This window comes from Pseudoalteromonas sp. Angola-4 (genome assembly GCF_028599265.1).
Classification (GTDB): Bacteria; Pseudomonadota; Gammaproteobacteria; order Enterobacterales; family Alteromonadaceae; genus Pseudoalteromonas; species Pseudoalteromonas atlantica.
The window spans coordinates 217,473-234,196 of record NZ_JAQREK010000004.1 but is presented as its reverse complement, the minus strand read 5'-3'; the positions used below and the strand labels follow the sequence as shown (position 1 = coordinate 234,196).

At 42.5% G+C, this 16,724-nt stretch carries 15 protein-coding genes; 10 read left to right on the top strand and 5 right to left on the bottom strand.

Annotated elements, in window-relative coordinates:
- Positions 1-17 precede the first annotated feature (17 nt).
- Together PSH48_RS07940 and PSH48_RS07935 are read right to left on the bottom strand one after the other, a co-directional pair.
- Positions 18-1,739, bottom strand: a complete 1,722-nt coding sequence (locus PSH48_RS07940; protein WP_029772305.1) for a purine-cytosine permease family protein — start codon at positions 1,737-1,739, stop codon at positions 18-20.
- Between the two features lie 382 nt (positions 1,740-2,121).
- The gene (locus PSH48_RS07935; protein ID WP_029772306.1) at positions 2,122-2,793 is read right to left on the bottom strand and encodes an HAD family hydrolase; all 672 of its coding nucleotides are present in this window, start codon (positions 2,791-2,793) and stop codon (positions 2,122-2,124) included.
- 373 nt (positions 2,794-3,166) lie between these two features.
- Between PSH48_RS07935 and PSH48_RS07930 the strand changes: the two genes are divergently transcribed.
- From PSH48_RS07930 to PSH48_RS07920, 3 genes are all read left to right on the top strand, one after another.
- Positions 3,167-4,705: a catalase gene (locus PSH48_RS07930; protein ID WP_273611306.1), complete on the top strand. Its 1,539-nt coding sequence runs from the start codon at positions 3,167-3,169 to the stop codon at positions 4,703-4,705.
- A 67-nt stretch (positions 4,706-4,772) separates the two neighbouring features.
- A complete protein-coding gene (locus PSH48_RS07925) occupies positions 4,773-5,267 on the top strand; it encodes an ankyrin repeat domain-containing protein (protein ID WP_273611305.1) in 495 nt (164 codons plus the stop codon).
- 392 nt (positions 5,268-5,659) lie between these two features.
- Positions 5,660-6,526, top strand: a complete 867-nt coding sequence (locus PSH48_RS07920; RefSeq protein ID WP_273611304.1) for an alpha/beta hydrolase family protein — start codon at positions 5,660-5,662, stop codon at positions 6,524-6,526.
- 20 nt (positions 6,527-6,546) lie between these two features.
- Here PSH48_RS07920 and yddG read toward each other — a convergent pair whose 3' ends face one another.
- A complete protein-coding gene (gene yddG, locus PSH48_RS07915; protein ID WP_024032801.1) occupies positions 6,547-7,467 on the bottom strand; it encodes an aromatic amino acid DMT transporter YddG in 921 nt (306 codons plus the stop codon).
- 175 nt (positions 7,468-7,642) lie between these two features.
- Here yddG and PSH48_RS07910 point away from each other — a divergent pair, with 175 nt between their 5' ends.
- The 7 genes from PSH48_RS07910 (at position 7,643) to PSH48_RS07880 (ending at position 15,262) form a co-directional block, all read left to right on the top strand.
- Complete coding sequence (locus tag PSH48_RS07910; RefSeq protein WP_024032802.1) at positions 7,643-8,296, top strand: TetR/AcrR family transcriptional regulator; 654 nt, start codon at positions 7,643-7,645, stop codon at positions 8,294-8,296.
- A gap of 3 nt (positions 8,297-8,299) precedes the next feature.
- The gene (locus PSH48_RS07905; protein WP_054981718.1) at positions 8,300-8,782 is read left to right on the top strand and encodes a putative 4-hydroxy-4-methyl-2-oxoglutarate aldolase; all 483 of its coding nucleotides are present in this window, start codon (positions 8,300-8,302) and stop codon (positions 8,780-8,782) included.
- A gap of 345 nt (positions 8,783-9,127) precedes the next feature.
- Positions 9,128-10,336 (top strand): amidase family protein, encoded by a 1,209-nt coding sequence (locus tag PSH48_RS07900; protein ID WP_273611303.1) that lies wholly within the window; start codon positions 9,128-9,130, stop codon positions 10,334-10,336.
- The gene (locus PSH48_RS07895) at positions 10,333-11,907 is read left to right on the top strand and encodes a gamma-glutamyltransferase family protein (protein ID WP_273611302.1); all 1,575 of its coding nucleotides are present in this window, start codon (positions 10,333-10,335) and stop codon (positions 11,905-11,907) included. The genes PSH48_RS07900 and PSH48_RS07895 overlap by 4 nt, the downstream gene beginning before the upstream one ends.
- Positions 11,904-12,728 carry a sulfite exporter TauE/SafE family protein gene (locus PSH48_RS07890; RefSeq protein WP_004587085.1) on the top strand — a complete coding sequence of 275 codons (825 nt, stop codon included), beginning with the start codon at positions 11,904-11,906 and terminating at the stop codon, positions 12,726-12,728. The genes PSH48_RS07895 and PSH48_RS07890 overlap by 4 nt, the downstream gene beginning before the upstream one ends.
- Positions 12,729-12,731: 3 nt before the next feature.
- Positions 12,732-13,961: a pyridoxal-phosphate-dependent aminotransferase family protein gene (locus tag PSH48_RS07885; protein WP_004587084.1), complete on the top strand. Its 1,230-nt coding sequence runs from the start codon at positions 12,732-12,734 to the stop codon at positions 13,959-13,961.
- A 14-nt stretch (positions 13,962-13,975) separates the two neighbouring features.
- Entirely contained in the window at positions 13,976-15,262 is a 1,287-nt protein-coding gene (locus PSH48_RS07880) for an allantoate amidohydrolase (RefSeq protein WP_273611301.1), read from the top strand.
- 111 nt (positions 15,263-15,373) lie between these two features.
- Here the strand turns inward: PSH48_RS07880 and PSH48_RS07875 are convergent, their stop codons facing one another.
- Together PSH48_RS07875 and PSH48_RS07870 are read right to left on the bottom strand one after the other, a co-directional pair.
- The gene (locus PSH48_RS07875; protein ID WP_273611300.1) at positions 15,374-15,925 is read right to left on the bottom strand and encodes a YrbL family protein; all 552 of its coding nucleotides are present in this window, start codon (positions 15,923-15,925) and stop codon (positions 15,374-15,376) included.
- 426 nt (positions 15,926-16,351) lie between these two features.
- Entirely contained in the window at positions 16,352-16,663 is a 312-nt protein-coding gene (locus PSH48_RS07870) for a hypothetical protein (protein ID WP_004587081.1), read from the bottom strand.
- Between the last annotated feature and the right edge of the window lie 61 nt (positions 16,664-16,724).

The following is a 16,724-nucleotide window of genomic DNA, read 5'->3' as shown; positions in this document are numbered from 1 at the left end:
AATATTAAAAATTTAAATTAAGATGCAGTATTGAGTGCTTTATGGCGCAATAGCGACCAGTAAGCGGTTGCAAAATAAATAATGGTGCAAATAAAACATGCAATTTCAAACTGAGATTTATTTCCTGCGTAAATGCTCATGCTGTCACTAAAAAACATTACTTGGCTGGCAAAGCCAAAAATAATAAGTAACGAAACAGTCGACACGCCATTTAACACTTTGGTTAGCATTGAGTTATCAACAACTGGAGCTTGAACGTTTTCTGCAAGCCCTGCTTGGTACTCTTTAATGTCTTGCTGCTCTTGCTCTTCTGCTGCAATTTCTTTGCTGTAGTCTTCACCTGCGCCGTACTTTTTAGCCAGTAGCGTGTAAATAACAATGGTGAAAATCCAAGTAGGAATAAATAAGTAGTAAAACGACATTACATCAATTGCATTTAAACCAAAGCCAAACACAAGTGCTAATGCCCAAGAGGCAATGGCCGGTACGCTACGTGTAATGTTTTTGTATTTAGCCCAGTAGCGGGTTAAACCAATTTTAGGAAATAAAACATGCTCGGCAAATACAATGCCGCCTACAGGTACTACTAATAAGCCTGCGTAAGTTAAAAGCGGTAACATTTGCGAAAATACAAACGGGAAACACGCAATTATAACGGTTACAACACCGACAATTGCGGTAGTGCGCTCGCGCGATTGGTCAACAAAAATAGATTGTGCTGCAAGGCCTGCGCGGTAAAGGTTGGCGTTAGCTGTAGTCCAGCCCGCAATAATTACAATAACAAAGCCTGTCCAGCCTAATGCGTGGTAAGCAACGTCACCTGGGTCAAGTGATGAAATAGTTGTTTTAAGTAATACCGCAACACCTGCGCCCATAATACCGGCCGAGATCCATGCTAAGTAATGGCCAAAAAACATACCTACGCCTGAAAACAAACCGTAGCTTTTGCGTTTAGCAAATCTAAAAATTGCCATATCAATTAAGCCAAAGTGGGTAATAGAGTTTGCAGCCCATGCAAAACCAATAACCTCTAATAAGCCAATACCTTTTTCGCCATCAGCGGTGGTACCGGTCCAAATAGAAGAATCCCCTATCGCCATAAAGTCATCAAACCCTGTTAGCGTGGTCACTCCTAATACATGATTAGAAAGCTCAGGGAACAAGGCAAACGAGCCCGCTATAAAAATAACAAATAACCATGGCGCACAAATTTTAGAAAAATCAGCAACGGTTGAAAAACCATACATAGCCACAAATACAACAATAGAGCCAACCGATAATACAATGGCCACAAATGCTAAGCTGTTAGGGTACCAATCGAGTTGCGCGGGTATATCAAACAAAAACCGCACTGCGGTTGCCGATACCGTGATCATGGCGGCGGATATCACACTAAATATGACCACGTTTGCCCAGTTATAGAGCTTGGTCATTGAGTTACCCGCAATTTTATTTAGGTAGTTGTATAAACTTAAGCGTGTTTCTACCGCAATTGGAGAGGTAATTAACCACCACGAACACATAGCTAATAGGTTACCAATTAATAAACCTAATAAAATGTCGATGGTCGATGCGCCTAATGCAACAAAGGTTGCACCAATAACAAACTCGGTTGCAGCAACGTGTTCACCAGCGTATAAACCGGCAAAGTGCTTCCAACCATGAAGCTTATGATTAGCAACGGGCAATTGCTCTTCGTTAACATCGTTAAATGTTTGTGTGTGTGGACTTGATGCCATGGTATTTTCCTATTGTTTTAAGCACAGCCCTAACTAACCTGAACTCTGGATAATAAATCTATCTCAAGCAGCTATTTCCAGCGCTAACTACGTTAAATTTACTTGCAATAGGCTAGCTATTGACGCGTAATTTCGCCTTGTTTTCACTGTAAATCTCTGGCTAGAGAAAATAAACATAGATATCACTTTTGATTTAATATGTTAGTAAATCTCTTAACCAAAGTTCAGGTTAACTATTAATTTAAATAAGTGTTTTTTATTTAAATTAATAGTGAGTAAATCACCGTGCCTTTTTATAATGCTACTACTATAACTAATTAATAATTAATGCATTTTTACGTTAAGCTTTGTCAGTGTCATAAAGCTCAACGTTGATATTCTATTACTGTGTTTGTAATGTTGGGTACTGCTTATAAAAGTCATCCCAATGCGTTAAATGCGCTACCTCTGGGTAAGCTTGGTGAACAAAGTTCACTGCATCTTGCATATGCCCACCCCCGCTGTAATGCAAAACCTGCATATTGGCGGCAAGTGCGGCGCACACGCCGGCTTTTGAATCTTCAATCACTAAACAATTTTGTGGCTTTACGCCCATTTGCTCAGCGGCATGTAAAAATAAATCGGGTGCAGGCTTACCATTTTTTACCTCACTTGAGGTAAATACCTTATTAAAGTGCTGCGATAAATTAACCACATTAAGCGCTTTAGCGGTGCGTTTAGGGCTACTGCTTGTTGCAATACAACAAGGTACAGATAATTGCTCTAGCACGTGTTTAATGCCGTTAGTTGGCATTAATGCAGTTTCGAACTCGTTTAATAATGCTTCTCGGTAATCGGCTTCAAAGCTCTCAGCTAAGGTCACGTTAAAGGTATCGAATAAGTTTTGGGTAACTGTTTTAAAATTACAGCCCAAAAAATATTGTTGTACATAGGCTCGGTCAATATTAACGCCAATCTCTGCAAGCATGTTTATTAACACTTGCGCGCTTAATATTTCGCTATCTATAACAACGCCATCACAATCAAAAATAACTAATTCTATTTTAGTATTCATATTGCCCCTTTTTATACACCTAGTTTGGTGCAACCTTACCTTGAGCATAAGCCCAGCAAGTGAGCATATTCTCTTTATTGTTATAATAAGTCAACATTTTGTTAGTGAAAAACGCACCACAGTGGTGAATATTTATTCATTAAATATGAAATTGTCTGTATTTTCATTGATTTCAAAATTGCAATTACGACTAAGGTCGAACATTGCAAAACGGCTATTTAGAAAATAAAAGGCAGCACACAAACAGCAATCTAAATTTATGATTACTCCAATCTAGACAATCAATTTTACCGAATCCACTTTTGTTAATACACTCGTTAACAGTTAAACAGCCAGCAACACTGCCGGCACTTTTATACAGATGAGGTCGACAATGAATACTCAAAAAAACATGATTAATAATAAATCTACGTTAACGCTAAGCGCATTAGCTTTAGCAATGGCATTACCTGCAAGTGCCGCAACTACCCTTACTAAAGACAACGGCGCAGCTGTTGGCGACAACCAAAACTCTATTACCGCAGGTGAGCGCGGAAGTGTATTACTTGAAGACGTACACCTAATTCAAAAGCTACAACGTTTTGCACGTGAGCGTATTCCTGAGCGTGTAGTGCATGCGCGTGGTACAGGTGCACACGGTGTGTTTGTAGCGTCTAAAGAATTAGATGACTTAACAATTGCTGCACCGTTTGCAGAAGCGGGCAAAGAAACAGATGTATTTGTACGTTTTTCATCAGTAATTCACTCAAAAGGTAGCCCAGAAACACTGCGTGACCCACGTGGTTTTGCTACTAAGTTTTACACCGACCAAGGTAACTGGGATTTAGTAGGTAACAATTTACCGGTATTCTTTATTCGCGATGCGATTAAATTTCCAGACATGGTTCACTCGTTAAAGCCATCACCGGTAGATAACATTCAAGATCCTAACCGCTTTTTTGACTTTTTCTCATACGAGCCAGGTTCTACTCACATGTTAACGTGGGTATACAGCGACTACGGTACACCAGCAAGCCTACGTAAAATGGACGGCTGGGGCGTACATGCTTACAAAATGATTAATAAGTCAGGCGATGTTAAATACGTTAAGTTTCACTGGGTAAGCCAACAAGGTATAGACAACCTTGATGCTAAAGAAGTAAACGAAGTGCAAGGTAAAGACTTCCAACACTTAACACGCGACCTATACAGCGAGATTGGTAAAGGCAACTTCCCTAAGTGGGATCTATACATTAAAACCCTTGATCCGTCGCAGTTAGATGACTTTGACTACAACCCATTAGATGCAACAAAAATGTGGTTAGACGTTAAAGAAACTAAAGTAGGCACCATGACCCTAAACCGTATGCCAACTAACTTCTTCCAATCTACAGAACAAGTTGCAATGGCACCGGCAAATGTAATTCCGGGTATTGAGCCATCTGAAGACAGACTATTACAAGGGCGTGTTTTCTCTTACGCCGATACGCAAATGTACCGCTTAGGTGCTAACCACCAACAATTGCCAATTAACCGTGCAAAAGTTGAAGTGGTTAACTACAACCAAGACGGCGCAATGAACTACGGTAATACAACAAGTAACGTGAACTACCAACCAAGTCACGAAAACGTTGCAGAAAACCCAATTGCACGCAGAAGTAACACAGAGCTTAAAGGCTACGTACAACAAGCAGCAATTAAAAAGCAGCAAAACTTTGCTCAAGCGGGTGTACTTTACCGCAGCTTTAGCAAGCAAGAGCGCACTAACTTAGTTAACAACTTAGCCGGTGATTTAGGCAAAGTGAAAGACAGCAAAGTTATGCACAAAATGCTTAGCCACTTCTACAAAGCAGATAGCGAATACGGTACACGCTTAACTAACGCTGTAAACGGCGACATGAAACAAGTTAAGCAACTAGCCGCTAAGCTTTAATATTTTACCCAACCTGTGAGTTATTGAGGAAAGCCTAGCTTTCCTCTTTTTTAAAAAGGTAAACAGTATGCGTAAATTACTTATTATATTTACTTTAGTGATGAGCTTTTCAAGCTTTGCCAATGAGCCACAAAGCGCTGTAACAGAACAAAGCACCGCCCAGTCGCAATACGACAGCTTACTTGCTTATTACTTTGCAGCCGCACGCACCGACGACACCGCCGTAATAACGCAATTTGTTGATGCTGGCATTCCTATTAATAGTTACAACAACAAAGGTTACACCGCGCTAATGATTGCCACCTACCACGGCAATAAAAATACGGTAAACACCTTATTGCAACTAGGCGCTAATGCATGCCTTGAAGATAACCGCGGTAACACAGCCCTAATGGCCGCCATATTTAGAGGCGAATTTAGCATAGCTAAAACACTTGTTAGCCTTGATTGCGACAACGCACATCAAAACAAAGCCGGCCAAACAGCCGAGCAATTTGCACAAAAATTTGGCCAACAAAAAGTGCTCGACTTATTAGCACAGGTAAACAGTAAATCTAATTAACCAACTTTTAATATACCCATTAGCCCGTTATTGTTAGTGACAATAAGGCTACATTAGCAGCCAATAACAAGGCTCTAGCAAAATAAGTAGTACCCTTGAGTTATTTAAACCTTCCTCTCGCCCCATTTCATCTGGGGCGTGGTTTAATACCAACGCCAATAAATAGCTGATCTATTTTACTTGCTAAAACAACTCATTTTTTTGTTGTAATTTTCGTCGAGGGAACAACCATTTACATCAATTTACGCCTAAACTGAATTGTTTTTTCTGGGTAAAATTTAGAACACATACTTAATGGGGTTGGTATAAACAACGCACGCCCCTCTTGCTGAGACTGGTCTAACCAGCTATTATTTTTACCTGTGTACTTTATATGGGAAATAATAATTCTAATGACCGCACCACACTTTGAGCACGTCACTATTACCTGCAATAACAGGCAAACCCTAAGCGCCCGTGTATTTACACCCACCAGCCCTATTAAAGGTGCGGTGATGATTGCCCCTGCAACCGGTATAAAGCAGCAGTTTTATGCAAACTTTGCTACTTACTTACAGCAAAATGGCTTTGGCGTTATTACGTTTGATAACAGTGGCATTGGCCAATCGCTTAACCGCAGTATTAAAAAAAGCAAAGCCAGTTTACAAAGTTGGGGTGAGCAAGACATGCCTGCGGTGCTTGAGCATTTGCAAAGGGTATTTCCTAATACTCAGTATCATTTAGTGGGTCATAGCGCCGGCGGGCAATTAGTGGGGCTAATGCATAACGCTAACGAGCTAAGCTCCGCGTTTAATTTTGCTTGCTCGTCGGGTAAATTAACTAATATGAGCTTAGCGTATCAGGTTAAAGCGCACTTTTTTATGAATGGGGTTATACCCTTTAGTAATGCCTTGTTTGGTCATACTAAATCGCAGTGGTTTGGCATGGGCGAGCCACTACCTAAAGGCGTAGCTAAACAATGGCGAAAATGGTGTAACGCCCAAGGGTATGTGCAATCAGCATTTGGTGATACCGTATTTCAACACTGTTACAACACGCTTTCTATGCCCTCAATATGGGTTAATGCTACCGATGACGATATTGCTAACAATGCAAATGTTGCCGATATGCTCTCGGTTTTTCCTAAATTAAAAGCACAAACCCTAACCTTAAACCCACACGACTATGGTTTGAAGGAAATTGGCCATATGAAATTTTTTAGCAAAAAATCTGACGGATTATGGCCACTTGCGCTTAATTGGCTAAACAAACATAGTTAAAGAAGGATGCATTTACTCCGTTAATTTACGGCGTTAATTTGCTTTTTAACTGGTTTTTCACGCGTTACGAAATAGCATACGAGTGAGCCGCCAGTTACCATTATTACTCCTTGCCAAAACGAGGCACTAAGGGTAATTGATAAATAAAGCGCCGAAATAATCGCCGAAAAAACCGGCGTAAAATACGAAAGCGTACCAAGCAACATTAAGTTACCGCCAATAATAGCTTGGTTCCAAAGAGCATACCCGCTGCCAACAACCACACCAGCTAACACAAGCGTTACGGTCGCGTGCAGTGTAAAGGTCATTTTTGGCTCGTCACTTAATCCATACAACACCCATAAGCTTAGTGCCGTGGCGATAAAAAACAGCACAATGGCATTTTGCCCATTGCTATTTTTTTGAGTAATTACACAGTAAACAGACCAAATAAAAGGCGCTACAAACGCCAATAAGTAGGCCGTTGGGTTACTGGCAAAATTGCCCATAATACTATTAAGAGATAACCCACTATCGCCACCAACGCACCAAGCCACACCAAAAAAAGCGAGCAGCATACCGGGGTAAATCCAAACACTTACTTTACTACGATTAACTATAATACTAAGCAAAATGGTAAGTGTGGGCCATAAATAATTTATAACTGCCATTTCTACCGCTTGGTGGCGATTATTAGCAAGCCCTACAAACAGCGCTAAACACACCTCGTAAAGTGCAAATAAAGCAGTGCCCCAAATAATATAACGCTTATTAAACCCAGCAAACTTAGGCCGTCCCATTACCAAAATTAAAAACAGCGCGCTTACACTGTACATGAGTGCCGCCCCACCTATAGGGCCAAATAACTCCGAAACATCCCTGAGCAGAGCCACTAAACAACTCCATAATAAAATAGCGGCAATGCCATAAAGCGTGTATTTATGATTAGAAAAAAAGTCCATTAACTACCTAAAAGTACTACTTACGTTTGACGTTACGCTAACAGTAATTAGTGGGTTAAACAATTGTTGCTCATCATTTATTGTTATAAAGATGTTTTTGGCCTGAACTTAAGTGTTTGACCTTTTGGTCAGTAAAGTTACAATCATTCAACACGTTAAAAACAGCATCGCCATAATGAGCACACAAACAAAGCCAAATAAAAAAGAACTCACCCGAGTAAAAAACCAAACATTAATACTCGATGCCGCCGAGCAATTGTTTTCTCAGCTTGGTTACGATGGCACCAGTATGAGTATGGTTGCCAAAGAAGCAGGCGTTCCTAAGGCCAATATTTTATATTATTTTAAAAGCAAAGACGGCCTATACGAAAACGTAATAGACCGCATTATTGCACACTGGAACTTAGGCTTAGATAACGTAACCCCTGAGGACGACCCTGCGCATGTGTTGTATCACTATATTAAAAGCAAAGTCATACTTGCCGTAAACCAGCCGCTGCAATCACGTTTATTTGCCAGTGAAATACTGCGCGGCGCTCCTTATTTGCAAAACTACTTTAGAACCAACACACGCCCGTGGGTAAAACAAAAGGTAGATGTGTTTCAGGCCTGGATAGATGCAAACAAAATGGATAATGTTGACCCTTACCATTTATTATTTACCATTTGGTCAACTACGCAGTACTACGCCGACTTTCAGGCCGAAGTGTTACTGGTAATGAACAAATTAGAATACGACGAAACCGATGTGGCACAAATAACGCAATCAACTGCCCACATAATTTTAAAAGGTATTGGTTTAAAAATACCTGAGCACAGTGAGGCTTAACCCATGGATAACTTTACCACCCCAGACTTATTTGACGATCACCGCAATAGCGTACAAGTAGCCGACAGCGGCCTGCGCCACTTTGGTAAAAAAACCACATTTAGTGGCCAAGCAGTTACCGTTACCTGCCCAGACGATAACTCGTTTGCCGCCGACATACTGCATGAAAACGGCAAGGGTAAAGTACTGGTTATTGATGGCTTTGCTAGCAAACGCTTTGCTTTTATAGGCGATATTATGGCGGAGCGCGCGTTAAAAAACGGCTGGGAAGGCGTGATTATTAACGGCTGTTGCCGCGACATTGAAATACTTGCCACAATGGATTTACCGGTTATGGCACTGGGCTCTACCCCGCGCAGTACATTAAAGCGTGGCTTTGGAGATAAAAATCAAACAGTGACCATGCTTAGTACCACAATTAACCCTAACGATTGGCTATACGCCGATGTAAATGGCTTAATTATTAGCCCTAACGCATTACTATAAACGCCACACTTGCAACCAAGTTGGTGCAATCACGCACCAACTTGGTTGTTTTCACCTCTAAATTACACCTTCTTTAATACTTATATTTTTATAAATATCTGCTAAACCCCATACAAACCAAACAAAACCTGACCGAACGGACAACTTTATTGCATTTGGCATTGCTTTTGCTTAGCTTTTAGGCAATATAATAGCTAACCGATTAAAAAGCGGATCAGGCTCTGTAAAATAAAAATAAGATGTTACGCAGTGGGCTGAAAAATAATAATAAGTAATTAGTCTTTTTAATCACCCTAAATCTGATTATAACCAGTTGGTCAGATTTACTTTATAACGAGTGGTGATATGAGTACCAAAACACATAATAATTTTACCGGTATTTTTTGTGACCATGGCCCTAACGCATGGCAAACACAAACCCACGGCACACTTGTAAATAAGCGCCTTGCGGTAAAAGATGTATTTGCAGTTAAAGGCGAGCGCAACAGCGCAGGTAACCCAAGCTGGTTTAAAGCAGCAAAACCTGCACAGCAAACAGCAAGTGCCGTAAACAAACTAATGAATGAGGGTTGTCGCTTTACAGGCTTTACCCATACCGATGAGCTGGCCTACAGCTTAGAGGGCAATAACATTCACTATGGTGCAGCACAAAACCCAAAACTTAAAGGCCATGCAAGTGGCGGCTCAAGTATGGGTTCGGCTGCAGCTGTAGCGGCTAACTTAGCCGATATTGGCTTAGGCACTGATACTGGTGGCTCTATTAGAATACCGGCAAGTTATTGTGGCTTATTTGGCATAAGGCCAAGCCATAACGTAATTGAAAAAGATGGCCTAATACCGCTAGCGCCCCCATTTGATACCATTGGCTGGCTTACGCAAAATGCAGAGCTGCTAAGCGATGTAGGCAATGTACTGTTACCAAATCAAGCTATTAATAACGTTGATACTTTAGTTATTTGCGAGCCATTATTTGAGCTGGTTGACCCTGCTTTACAAGCCCCGCTTAAACAACTGCTTGAAAAAACCAAACCTTATTTTAAACACCATAAAGAATTTGAACTGCCTAACAGCAGCTTATTAAGCGAACTGGCTGACAGCTTTAGAATACTGCAAGGGCGAGCAATCGCAAAAACGCATAAAGATTGGCTTCAATTGCCAGGGCAACTTCCCCAGTTTGCTCCGGCAATTGCGGCACGTTTTAACATGGCGCTTGCTCTAACCGCCCAAGAAGAACAAGAAGCACTAAATGTACAAACCCAATGGCAAACACTAATCGCTAAAAACCTAAACACAAACAGTTGTTTATTTTTGCCAACCACACCCACAACTGCACCTAAATTGGGCGCCGACACAAGCGCCTTACGTATGCAAATAATCACCTTATCGGCCATTGCGGGCTTGAGCCGCTCGGCGCAAGTACACTTACCATTGGCTAATTTAGAAAATGGCCACCCGTATGGGTTTTCATTAATGATGAGCCACGGCAACGATAAAAGCCTACTTGCCTGCGTACAACAATTAGCTGCCCACTTTAAACAGGACACACTTGCATGAGCACACACAACATTGCCTTTACTGCCCCGCATTTTGCAGCAACCGAGGCAGGCACCTTAATACTAAAACAAGGCGGTACAGCCACCGAAGCCATGGTAGCGGCAGCGGCTGCTATTAGCGTGGTATATCCACATATGAACTCAATTGGCGGCGACAGTTTTTGGCTTATTGATAACCCAAACCAAAGTATACCCACTGCCATTGATGCCTGCGGGCGCGCACCAAACGATATAAGCGCCTATAGCAATGAGCCACACATACCAGAGCGCGGCGGTTTAAGCGCGCTTACTCAGGCTGCAACACTTCGCGGCTGGCAAAAAGCCCTTGCGGTAGATGAGCACGCTGCTCTTTCGCTAAGTACTATTTTAGCCCCAGCCATAAAGCTCGCGCGCGATGGCTTTACAGTATCTAAAAGCTTGCAAGCAGGCTGCGAAAAGCTTGCCACCGCTTCAAACACTAACGCTGCCTTTAAAGAACTTTACATACCTAATGGTAAACCGTTGCAAGCGGGCCAACATTTTAAAAACCCAGAACTTGCCAGTACCTTTGAGCACTTAGCCGAGCATGGCTTAAACGCCTTTTACCAAGGCCCTTTAGCAGAGTCGTTTGCAAACGATTTAGCTGCCGCAGGCAGTGCAATTACACGCGCTGATATTGCCAATACGCAGGCCGATTTAGTAACGCCGCTCAGTGCTAATTTATCGGGCATACAGTGTTATAACTTACCCGCCCCCACGCAAGGCGTGCATTCTCTGCAAATAATTGGCGCTGTTAATAAACTAAAACATTTAGCCAAAACAGAGGCCGATTGGATGCACTTAATTGTTGAAGCAACCAAACAAAGCTTTACGCACCGCCCTACACTGTGGGCCGACCCAGATGCGCTAGGCGATGATTATAAAAACGCATTAACTGATGAGCGCTTAAATGCGCTTGCCAGCAATATAGATATGAGCCAAGCCAAGCAATGGCCATTTAATGCAGAGCCAGGCGATACCGTTTGGATGGCCGCACGGGATAAAAACGGCCAACTAGTGAGCTTTATTCAAAGTGTTTACTGGGAGTTTGGCAGCGGCATTTTGATGAGCAAAGGCGGCTTTGTGTGGAATAACCGCGGTTTAAGTTTTAGTTTAAATAGCAACGATGCCAATGCCTTAAAAGCGCATAAAAAACCGGCTCATACACTCAACCCGGCTTTAGCAAAATTTGACGATGGTAGGCGCCTTGCCTACGGCACCATGGGCGGCGAAGGCCAGCCACAAACACAAGCTGCAGTATTTAGTGGGTACGCATGGCGTAATAAATCAATTACCCAAGCAGTAAGCGATCCGCGTTGGTTATTAGGGCGCACCTGGGGCGATACAAGCACAAATTTAAAGGTAGAGCAAAGCTTAGTAATTCAAGTTAAACATGAATTAAATCAACGTGACCACGACTGGGTAAGCGTTGATAATAACAATGAAATGATGGGTCATGCAGGTGCAATTTTAGATACGCCTACCAGCCTTGAAGCAGCCACCGATCCTCGTTCAGATGGTCGCGCAACAGTAACTACAGCAGGAACACAATGACAGAAATAATAAATCAATGGCCGATTATAGCGGCCTTAATAGCAACCGGTATTTTTGCAGGTATTTTAGCAGGCCTATTTGGTGTAGGCGGCGGCATAGTAATTGTGCCTGTGCTGTACTTTTTACTGCAAGGCTTTGGCGTAAGCCCTGAGTCGGCCATGATGATAGCCACCGCGACATCGCTTGCCACCATAGTGCCTACTTCTATTTCGTCGATTCGCTCGCACCATGCCAAGGGCAATATCGACCTTGCTTTAATTAAATACTGGGCCCCGTTTATTTTGGTAATGGCCGTTATATGTAGCTACTTAGCTCATTCTATACGCGGTAATGCATTGGTACTTATGTTTGCCTGTATTGCCATTTTAGTAAGTTTAAACATGTTATTTAGAGCCGGCGCGCCTGCCCTTGTTAGTAAATTACCAGGTAAATTTGGCCAAGGCATTATGGCAAGTATTGTAGGTGGTTTATCGGTAATGATTGGCATAGGTGGCGGCACTATTGGCGTACCCATGCTAAACGCGTTTAACGTACGTGCTCATGTTGCCGTTGGCACCGCTGCTGTATTTGGCTTATTAATTGCGCTACCGGGCGTTATTACTTTATTAAGTATTGGTACTACACCCACCGATGCGCCGCTTGGCACGTGGGGCCTTGTAAACCTACCTGCTTTTATACTTATTATTCCGCTTACTATTTTGTTTGCCCCTATTGGCGTAAAAATTGGTAGCAAGCTAGATCAAAAACAATTAAAACGCGCCTTTGCCGTTGTATTAATGATAACGGGCATTCGTATGCTTATTCAGACTCTGGGAGCCTAAAACATGTTTAGCGACACGCAAATTCAAACTTTAAATCCGCCACAGCGATTACTCATGGGCCCAGGCCCAATAAATGCAGATCCACGTGTGCTACGTGCTATGTCGGCGCAGCTAATTGGCCAATACGACCCAGTAATGACCGGTTTTATGAACGAAACCATGGCCCGCTATCGCGAAATTTTTAAAACCAAAAACGAATGGACCATGTTAGTTGATGGTACATCGCGCGCAGGCATAGAAGCCGTTTTATGCTCTATTTTACGCCCAGGCGATAAAGTACTGGTGCCCATTATGGGCCGCTTTGGCCACTTGCTTGCTGAAATAGCCGAGCGCGTAGGCGCAAAAGTACACACCATAGAAGTTCCGTGGGGCGAGGTATTTACCCCCGAACAAATAGAAAAAGCCATTGTTGATGTAAAACCCCATGTACTTGCTATGGTACAGGGCGATACCTCTACAACCATGAACCAACCCCTTGAACACATTGGCGATATTTGCCAAAAGCACGACGTATTATTTTACTGCGATGCCACCGCTTCGATTGTAGGTAACGATTTACCCGCCGATGAGTGGAAACTCGATGCGCTTTCGGTTGGTTTGCAAAAATGTTTAGGTGGCCCGTCTGGCTCTGCCCCTTTAACACTGAGCGATAAATGCGCCGATTGGATCCAAAAACGCAAAAAAGTAGAAGCGGGTATTCGTACCGCGCAGCATACCGACGGCACCGAGCCATTTGTACGCTCAAACTATTTTGATTTAGGCATGATCATGAATTACTGGGGCGAAGAGCGCCTTAACCACCACACCGAAGCCACCAGCATGCTGTATTGCGCATCAGAATGTGCTCGCATTGTTATTGAAGAAGGCGTAGATAACTGCGTTGCCCGCCACAAGTTACACGGCGATGCCATGCTAACGGGTATTCAAGCGCTGGGCTTAAACGTATTTGGCGACTTAAACCATAAAATGAACAACGTAGTGGGTGTTTATATACCCGAGGGCATTAATGCTGACCACGTACGCGGACAAATGCTAACCGACTTTGGTATTGAAATTGGCACCTCGTTTGGCCCGCTGCATGGCAAAATTTGGCGTATTGGCACCATGGGTTACAACGCCCGTAAAGATGCCGTATTACAAACATTGGCAAGCCTAGATGCCTGCTTACACGCCAATGGTTACAAAGGCCCTAAAGGCGAAGCCGCTATTGCCGCCCTTGCCCATTATAAATAAAAAAAGGATTTAGCATGACGATTGCAAGCCCCCTCCATGAGCCATTATTAAACAGTGAGCTGGCTAATAAATTTGCCGCGCGCGCGTTATTGCGCTGTAAAACGCTCAGTGGCCTATCGCAAATGCAAGGTGGCATTCACCGTGTGTATTTATCTAAAGAGCACAAAGAGTGTAACCGTGTAACTGCTGCGTGGATGGCTGAGGCGGGCATGCAATCGTGGCAGGACGAAGTCGGCAATTTATGGGGGCGCTTAGCATCATCTAACCCAAGCGCTAAACGATTAATTATTGGCTCACACCTAGACACCGTACCAAACGCCGGCGCATTTGATGGTATTTTAGGGGTGTTATTGGGGATTGAAATAGCCGCCCTTGCGCATACACTTAAGCTTGATTTACCGTTTCATTTAGATGTAGTGGGCTTTTGTGATGAAGAAGGCACCCGCTTTGCCACCACGTTAATTGGTTCAAAAGCACTGGCGAACGAGTTTGACCCCCAGTGGTTAAATATACAAGATACAAACGGCATTAGCATGCGCCAAGCCATGCTTGATTTTGGCCTAAACCCTGATGATTACGCTAAAGCCGCCCTTAACAAAAACGAATTACTCGGTTATTGGGAAACCCACATAGAGCAAGGCCCAGTGCTTGAATCGGTAAACCAGGCGCTAGGCGTAGTAACCGCTATTGCTGGCGCCAAACGCGCTATGATCACCCTAACAGGCCAAAGCGGCCATGCAGGCACTACGCCAATGAACTTACGCCAAGATTCGTTAGTTGGCTGCGCCGAGCTTACCCTTGCCATAGAGCAACTAGCAAAAAACGCGAGTAATGGTGAAGTCGCCACCGTAGGGCAAATTCATGCTCGCCCAGGCGCTACAAATGTTATTGCCGGTAAAACGACTATAAGCCTAGATGCACGCGCACAAAATGATGCCGACCTAGCAGTATTACTTAATGCAATACATACCCGCGCCGATCAAATTGCAACATCGCGTAATTTAACGCTTGATTGGCAATGGACACATGCGGCCGACGCCGTAGCGTGCGACACTCAAATTCAGCAATTGTTTAGCAGTGCCTGTAAATTGAATAACCAAGCCTCGCCTTCACTTGCCTCTGGCGCTGGGCACGATGCCATGGCTATTGCCCCTATTTGCCCTGTGGGCATGCTATTTATACGCAGCCCAGGCGGGATAAGCCATCACCCCGCAGAAGCTGTTATTGATGAGGATGTAACAAAAGCCCTTAGCGTAATGTACAGCGCACTCATGCTGTATATAAAAGAGTTAGAAAAGTAACTAACGGTTGTGTATCCGCAGGGTAGGCTATGTGCAGTTAGTTTAGCCCTGCGTGTTAAACGGGGCTGCGGTTATTAATTAAAGCCAGTATTTAAAGTCGGAGTTTAAAACTTAATTAAGGCTTAAGCCAAGCTCATTTAAACTCGCTTCAAAGCGCTGCCATTTTCTATTTATTTTACGCTTAGCCGATGAGCTCACGTAATTACTAATAGGAAAAAACTCAGTATTACCAATATCATCAACAACAACACACCGCTCAATGGTACCGTTATTATTAACACACGCTATATTGCGTGGTTTTATTTCTTTGGTGATCACTAAATTGTGCAATAAATAATCTTTTAAATTTAATAGTGGCTCGGCTAAGGCTTCACTATTTGGCTGATTTAAATAATATTCTAGCGTTTTAGCCGGCTGATTATTTGCATCAATCACTAAATCAAACACATACCCTGTGCCAATATTGGTGTGTACCGTACCATGGTATCGCGCTAACAACTGCCACTGAATATTTCGGTTACTAAGTCGCTTATAATAAGCCAGCTCTTGGTCTTGCTCCTGCGGAAACCCTTCATGGCTTACTTTTATACATAAATTATGTGCCTCAGGGTGCCTGTAACACGTTCTATGCGCCCCTTTACCTACAATTAAATCGTCGTTCAATGATATCAAACCAATTTTCGTCCTAACGTAAATTTACAAATACCAATTCGCTTAATTAAGTAACCTATTTGGAGGATTGGTATAAAACGAGGTAAATAACACGCCATAAAATTGCACGCTTAGTATTTACATCAATTAATGCAGCTTTTATTACTATGTCAGTAATAAAGTAGGCACATTCGTTAAATAAGCCAGCCATTTTAACTATAAATTAGGGTTTATCAAGGTAAATTAGCTACAGTTTGAATGTATTAAAGGCTAAGGTAGATTTGCTTTTGTATTATTATTAAAACGAATACCAGGCTATTGAGATAAGGAAGAAGAACAAAAAACTTAGATTTGTTCGCGGTAGTTAACCTAGTCTTACAAATAAATATTTAGATAGTAGAAGCCCCGTTTTTACTACCTAAATACGCCGGTATATAGCTAGACCGACTTTGTATATTTGTATTCGCATGATACAACAGCTGCACATAAGCCACTAAAAGCTAAAATACAAACTGCAGAAACGGCACCCCAAATTGACATTATCATCACAGGTAAACCGGCATTTGGTGCAGACATAACTATTCCATTCCCTAAATCTTTAGGTGCGCCAAGGTTAGAAAAAACACCAAATAAACCAATGCAAATAGCTATAAAAAACAGTATATAACTCAAAAACCCAAGCACTCTAGAAGCGATAAGCAGGCCCTTAAGGTTTTCTGTTTTAATTGTTGAGTACGGGTAAAGTTTCATATTCATCCTTAATTTAATTACATTTATTATTGTTCTGAGCGAATGTTTATTATTCACACAA

Excerpts from the sequence above, each read along its gene's own strand:
- PSH48_RS07920 (WP_273611304.1), top strand. The coding sequence starts at position 5,660 with ATGACCGCACCACACTTTGAGCACGTCACTATTACCTGCAATAACAGG.
- PSH48_RS07900 (WP_273611303.1), top strand. The coding sequence starts at position 9,128 with ATGAGTACCAAAACACATAATAATTTTACCGGTATTTTTTGTGACCAT.
- PSH48_RS07890 (WP_004587085.1), top strand. The coding sequence starts at position 11,904 with ATGACAGAAATAATAAATCAATGGCCGATTATAGCGGCCTTAATAGCA.
- PSH48_RS07870 (WP_004587081.1), bottom strand. The coding sequence starts at position 16,663 with ATGAAACTTTACCCGTACTCAACAATTAAAACAGAAAACCTTAAGGGC.
- PSH48_RS07885 (WP_004587084.1), top strand. The coding sequence starts at position 12,732 with ATGTTTAGCGACACGCAAATTCAAACTTTAAATCCGCCACAGCGATTA.
- PSH48_RS07905 (WP_054981718.1), top strand. The coding sequence starts at position 8,300 with ATGGATAACTTTACCACCCCAGACTTATTTGACGATCACCGCAATAGC.
- PSH48_RS07895 (WP_273611302.1), top strand. The coding sequence starts at position 10,333 with ATGAGCACACACAACATTGCCTTTACTGCCCCGCATTTTGCAGCAACC.
- yddG (WP_024032801.1), bottom strand. The coding sequence starts at position 7,467 with ATGGACTTTTTTTCTAATCATAAATACACGCTTTATGGCATTGCCGCT.
- PSH48_RS07910 (WP_024032802.1), top strand. The coding sequence starts at position 7,643 with ATGAGCACACAAACAAAGCCAAATAAAAAAGAACTCACCCGAGTAAAA.
- PSH48_RS07880 (WP_273611301.1), top strand. The coding sequence starts at position 13,976 with ATGACGATTGCAAGCCCCCTCCATGAGCCATTATTAAACAGTGAGCTG.
- PSH48_RS07925 (WP_273611305.1), top strand. The coding sequence starts at position 4,773 with ATGCGTAAATTACTTATTATATTTACTTTAGTGATGAGCTTTTCAAGC.
- PSH48_RS07940 (WP_029772305.1), bottom strand. The coding sequence starts at position 1,739 with ATGGCATCAAGTCCACACACACAAACATTTAACGATGTTAACGAAGAG.
- PSH48_RS07935 (WP_029772306.1), bottom strand. The coding sequence starts at position 2,793 with ATGAATACTAAAATAGAATTAGTTATTTTTGATTGTGATGGCGTTGTT.
- PSH48_RS07930 (WP_273611306.1), top strand. The coding sequence starts at position 3,167 with ATGAATACTCAAAAAAACATGATTAATAATAAATCTACGTTAACGCTA.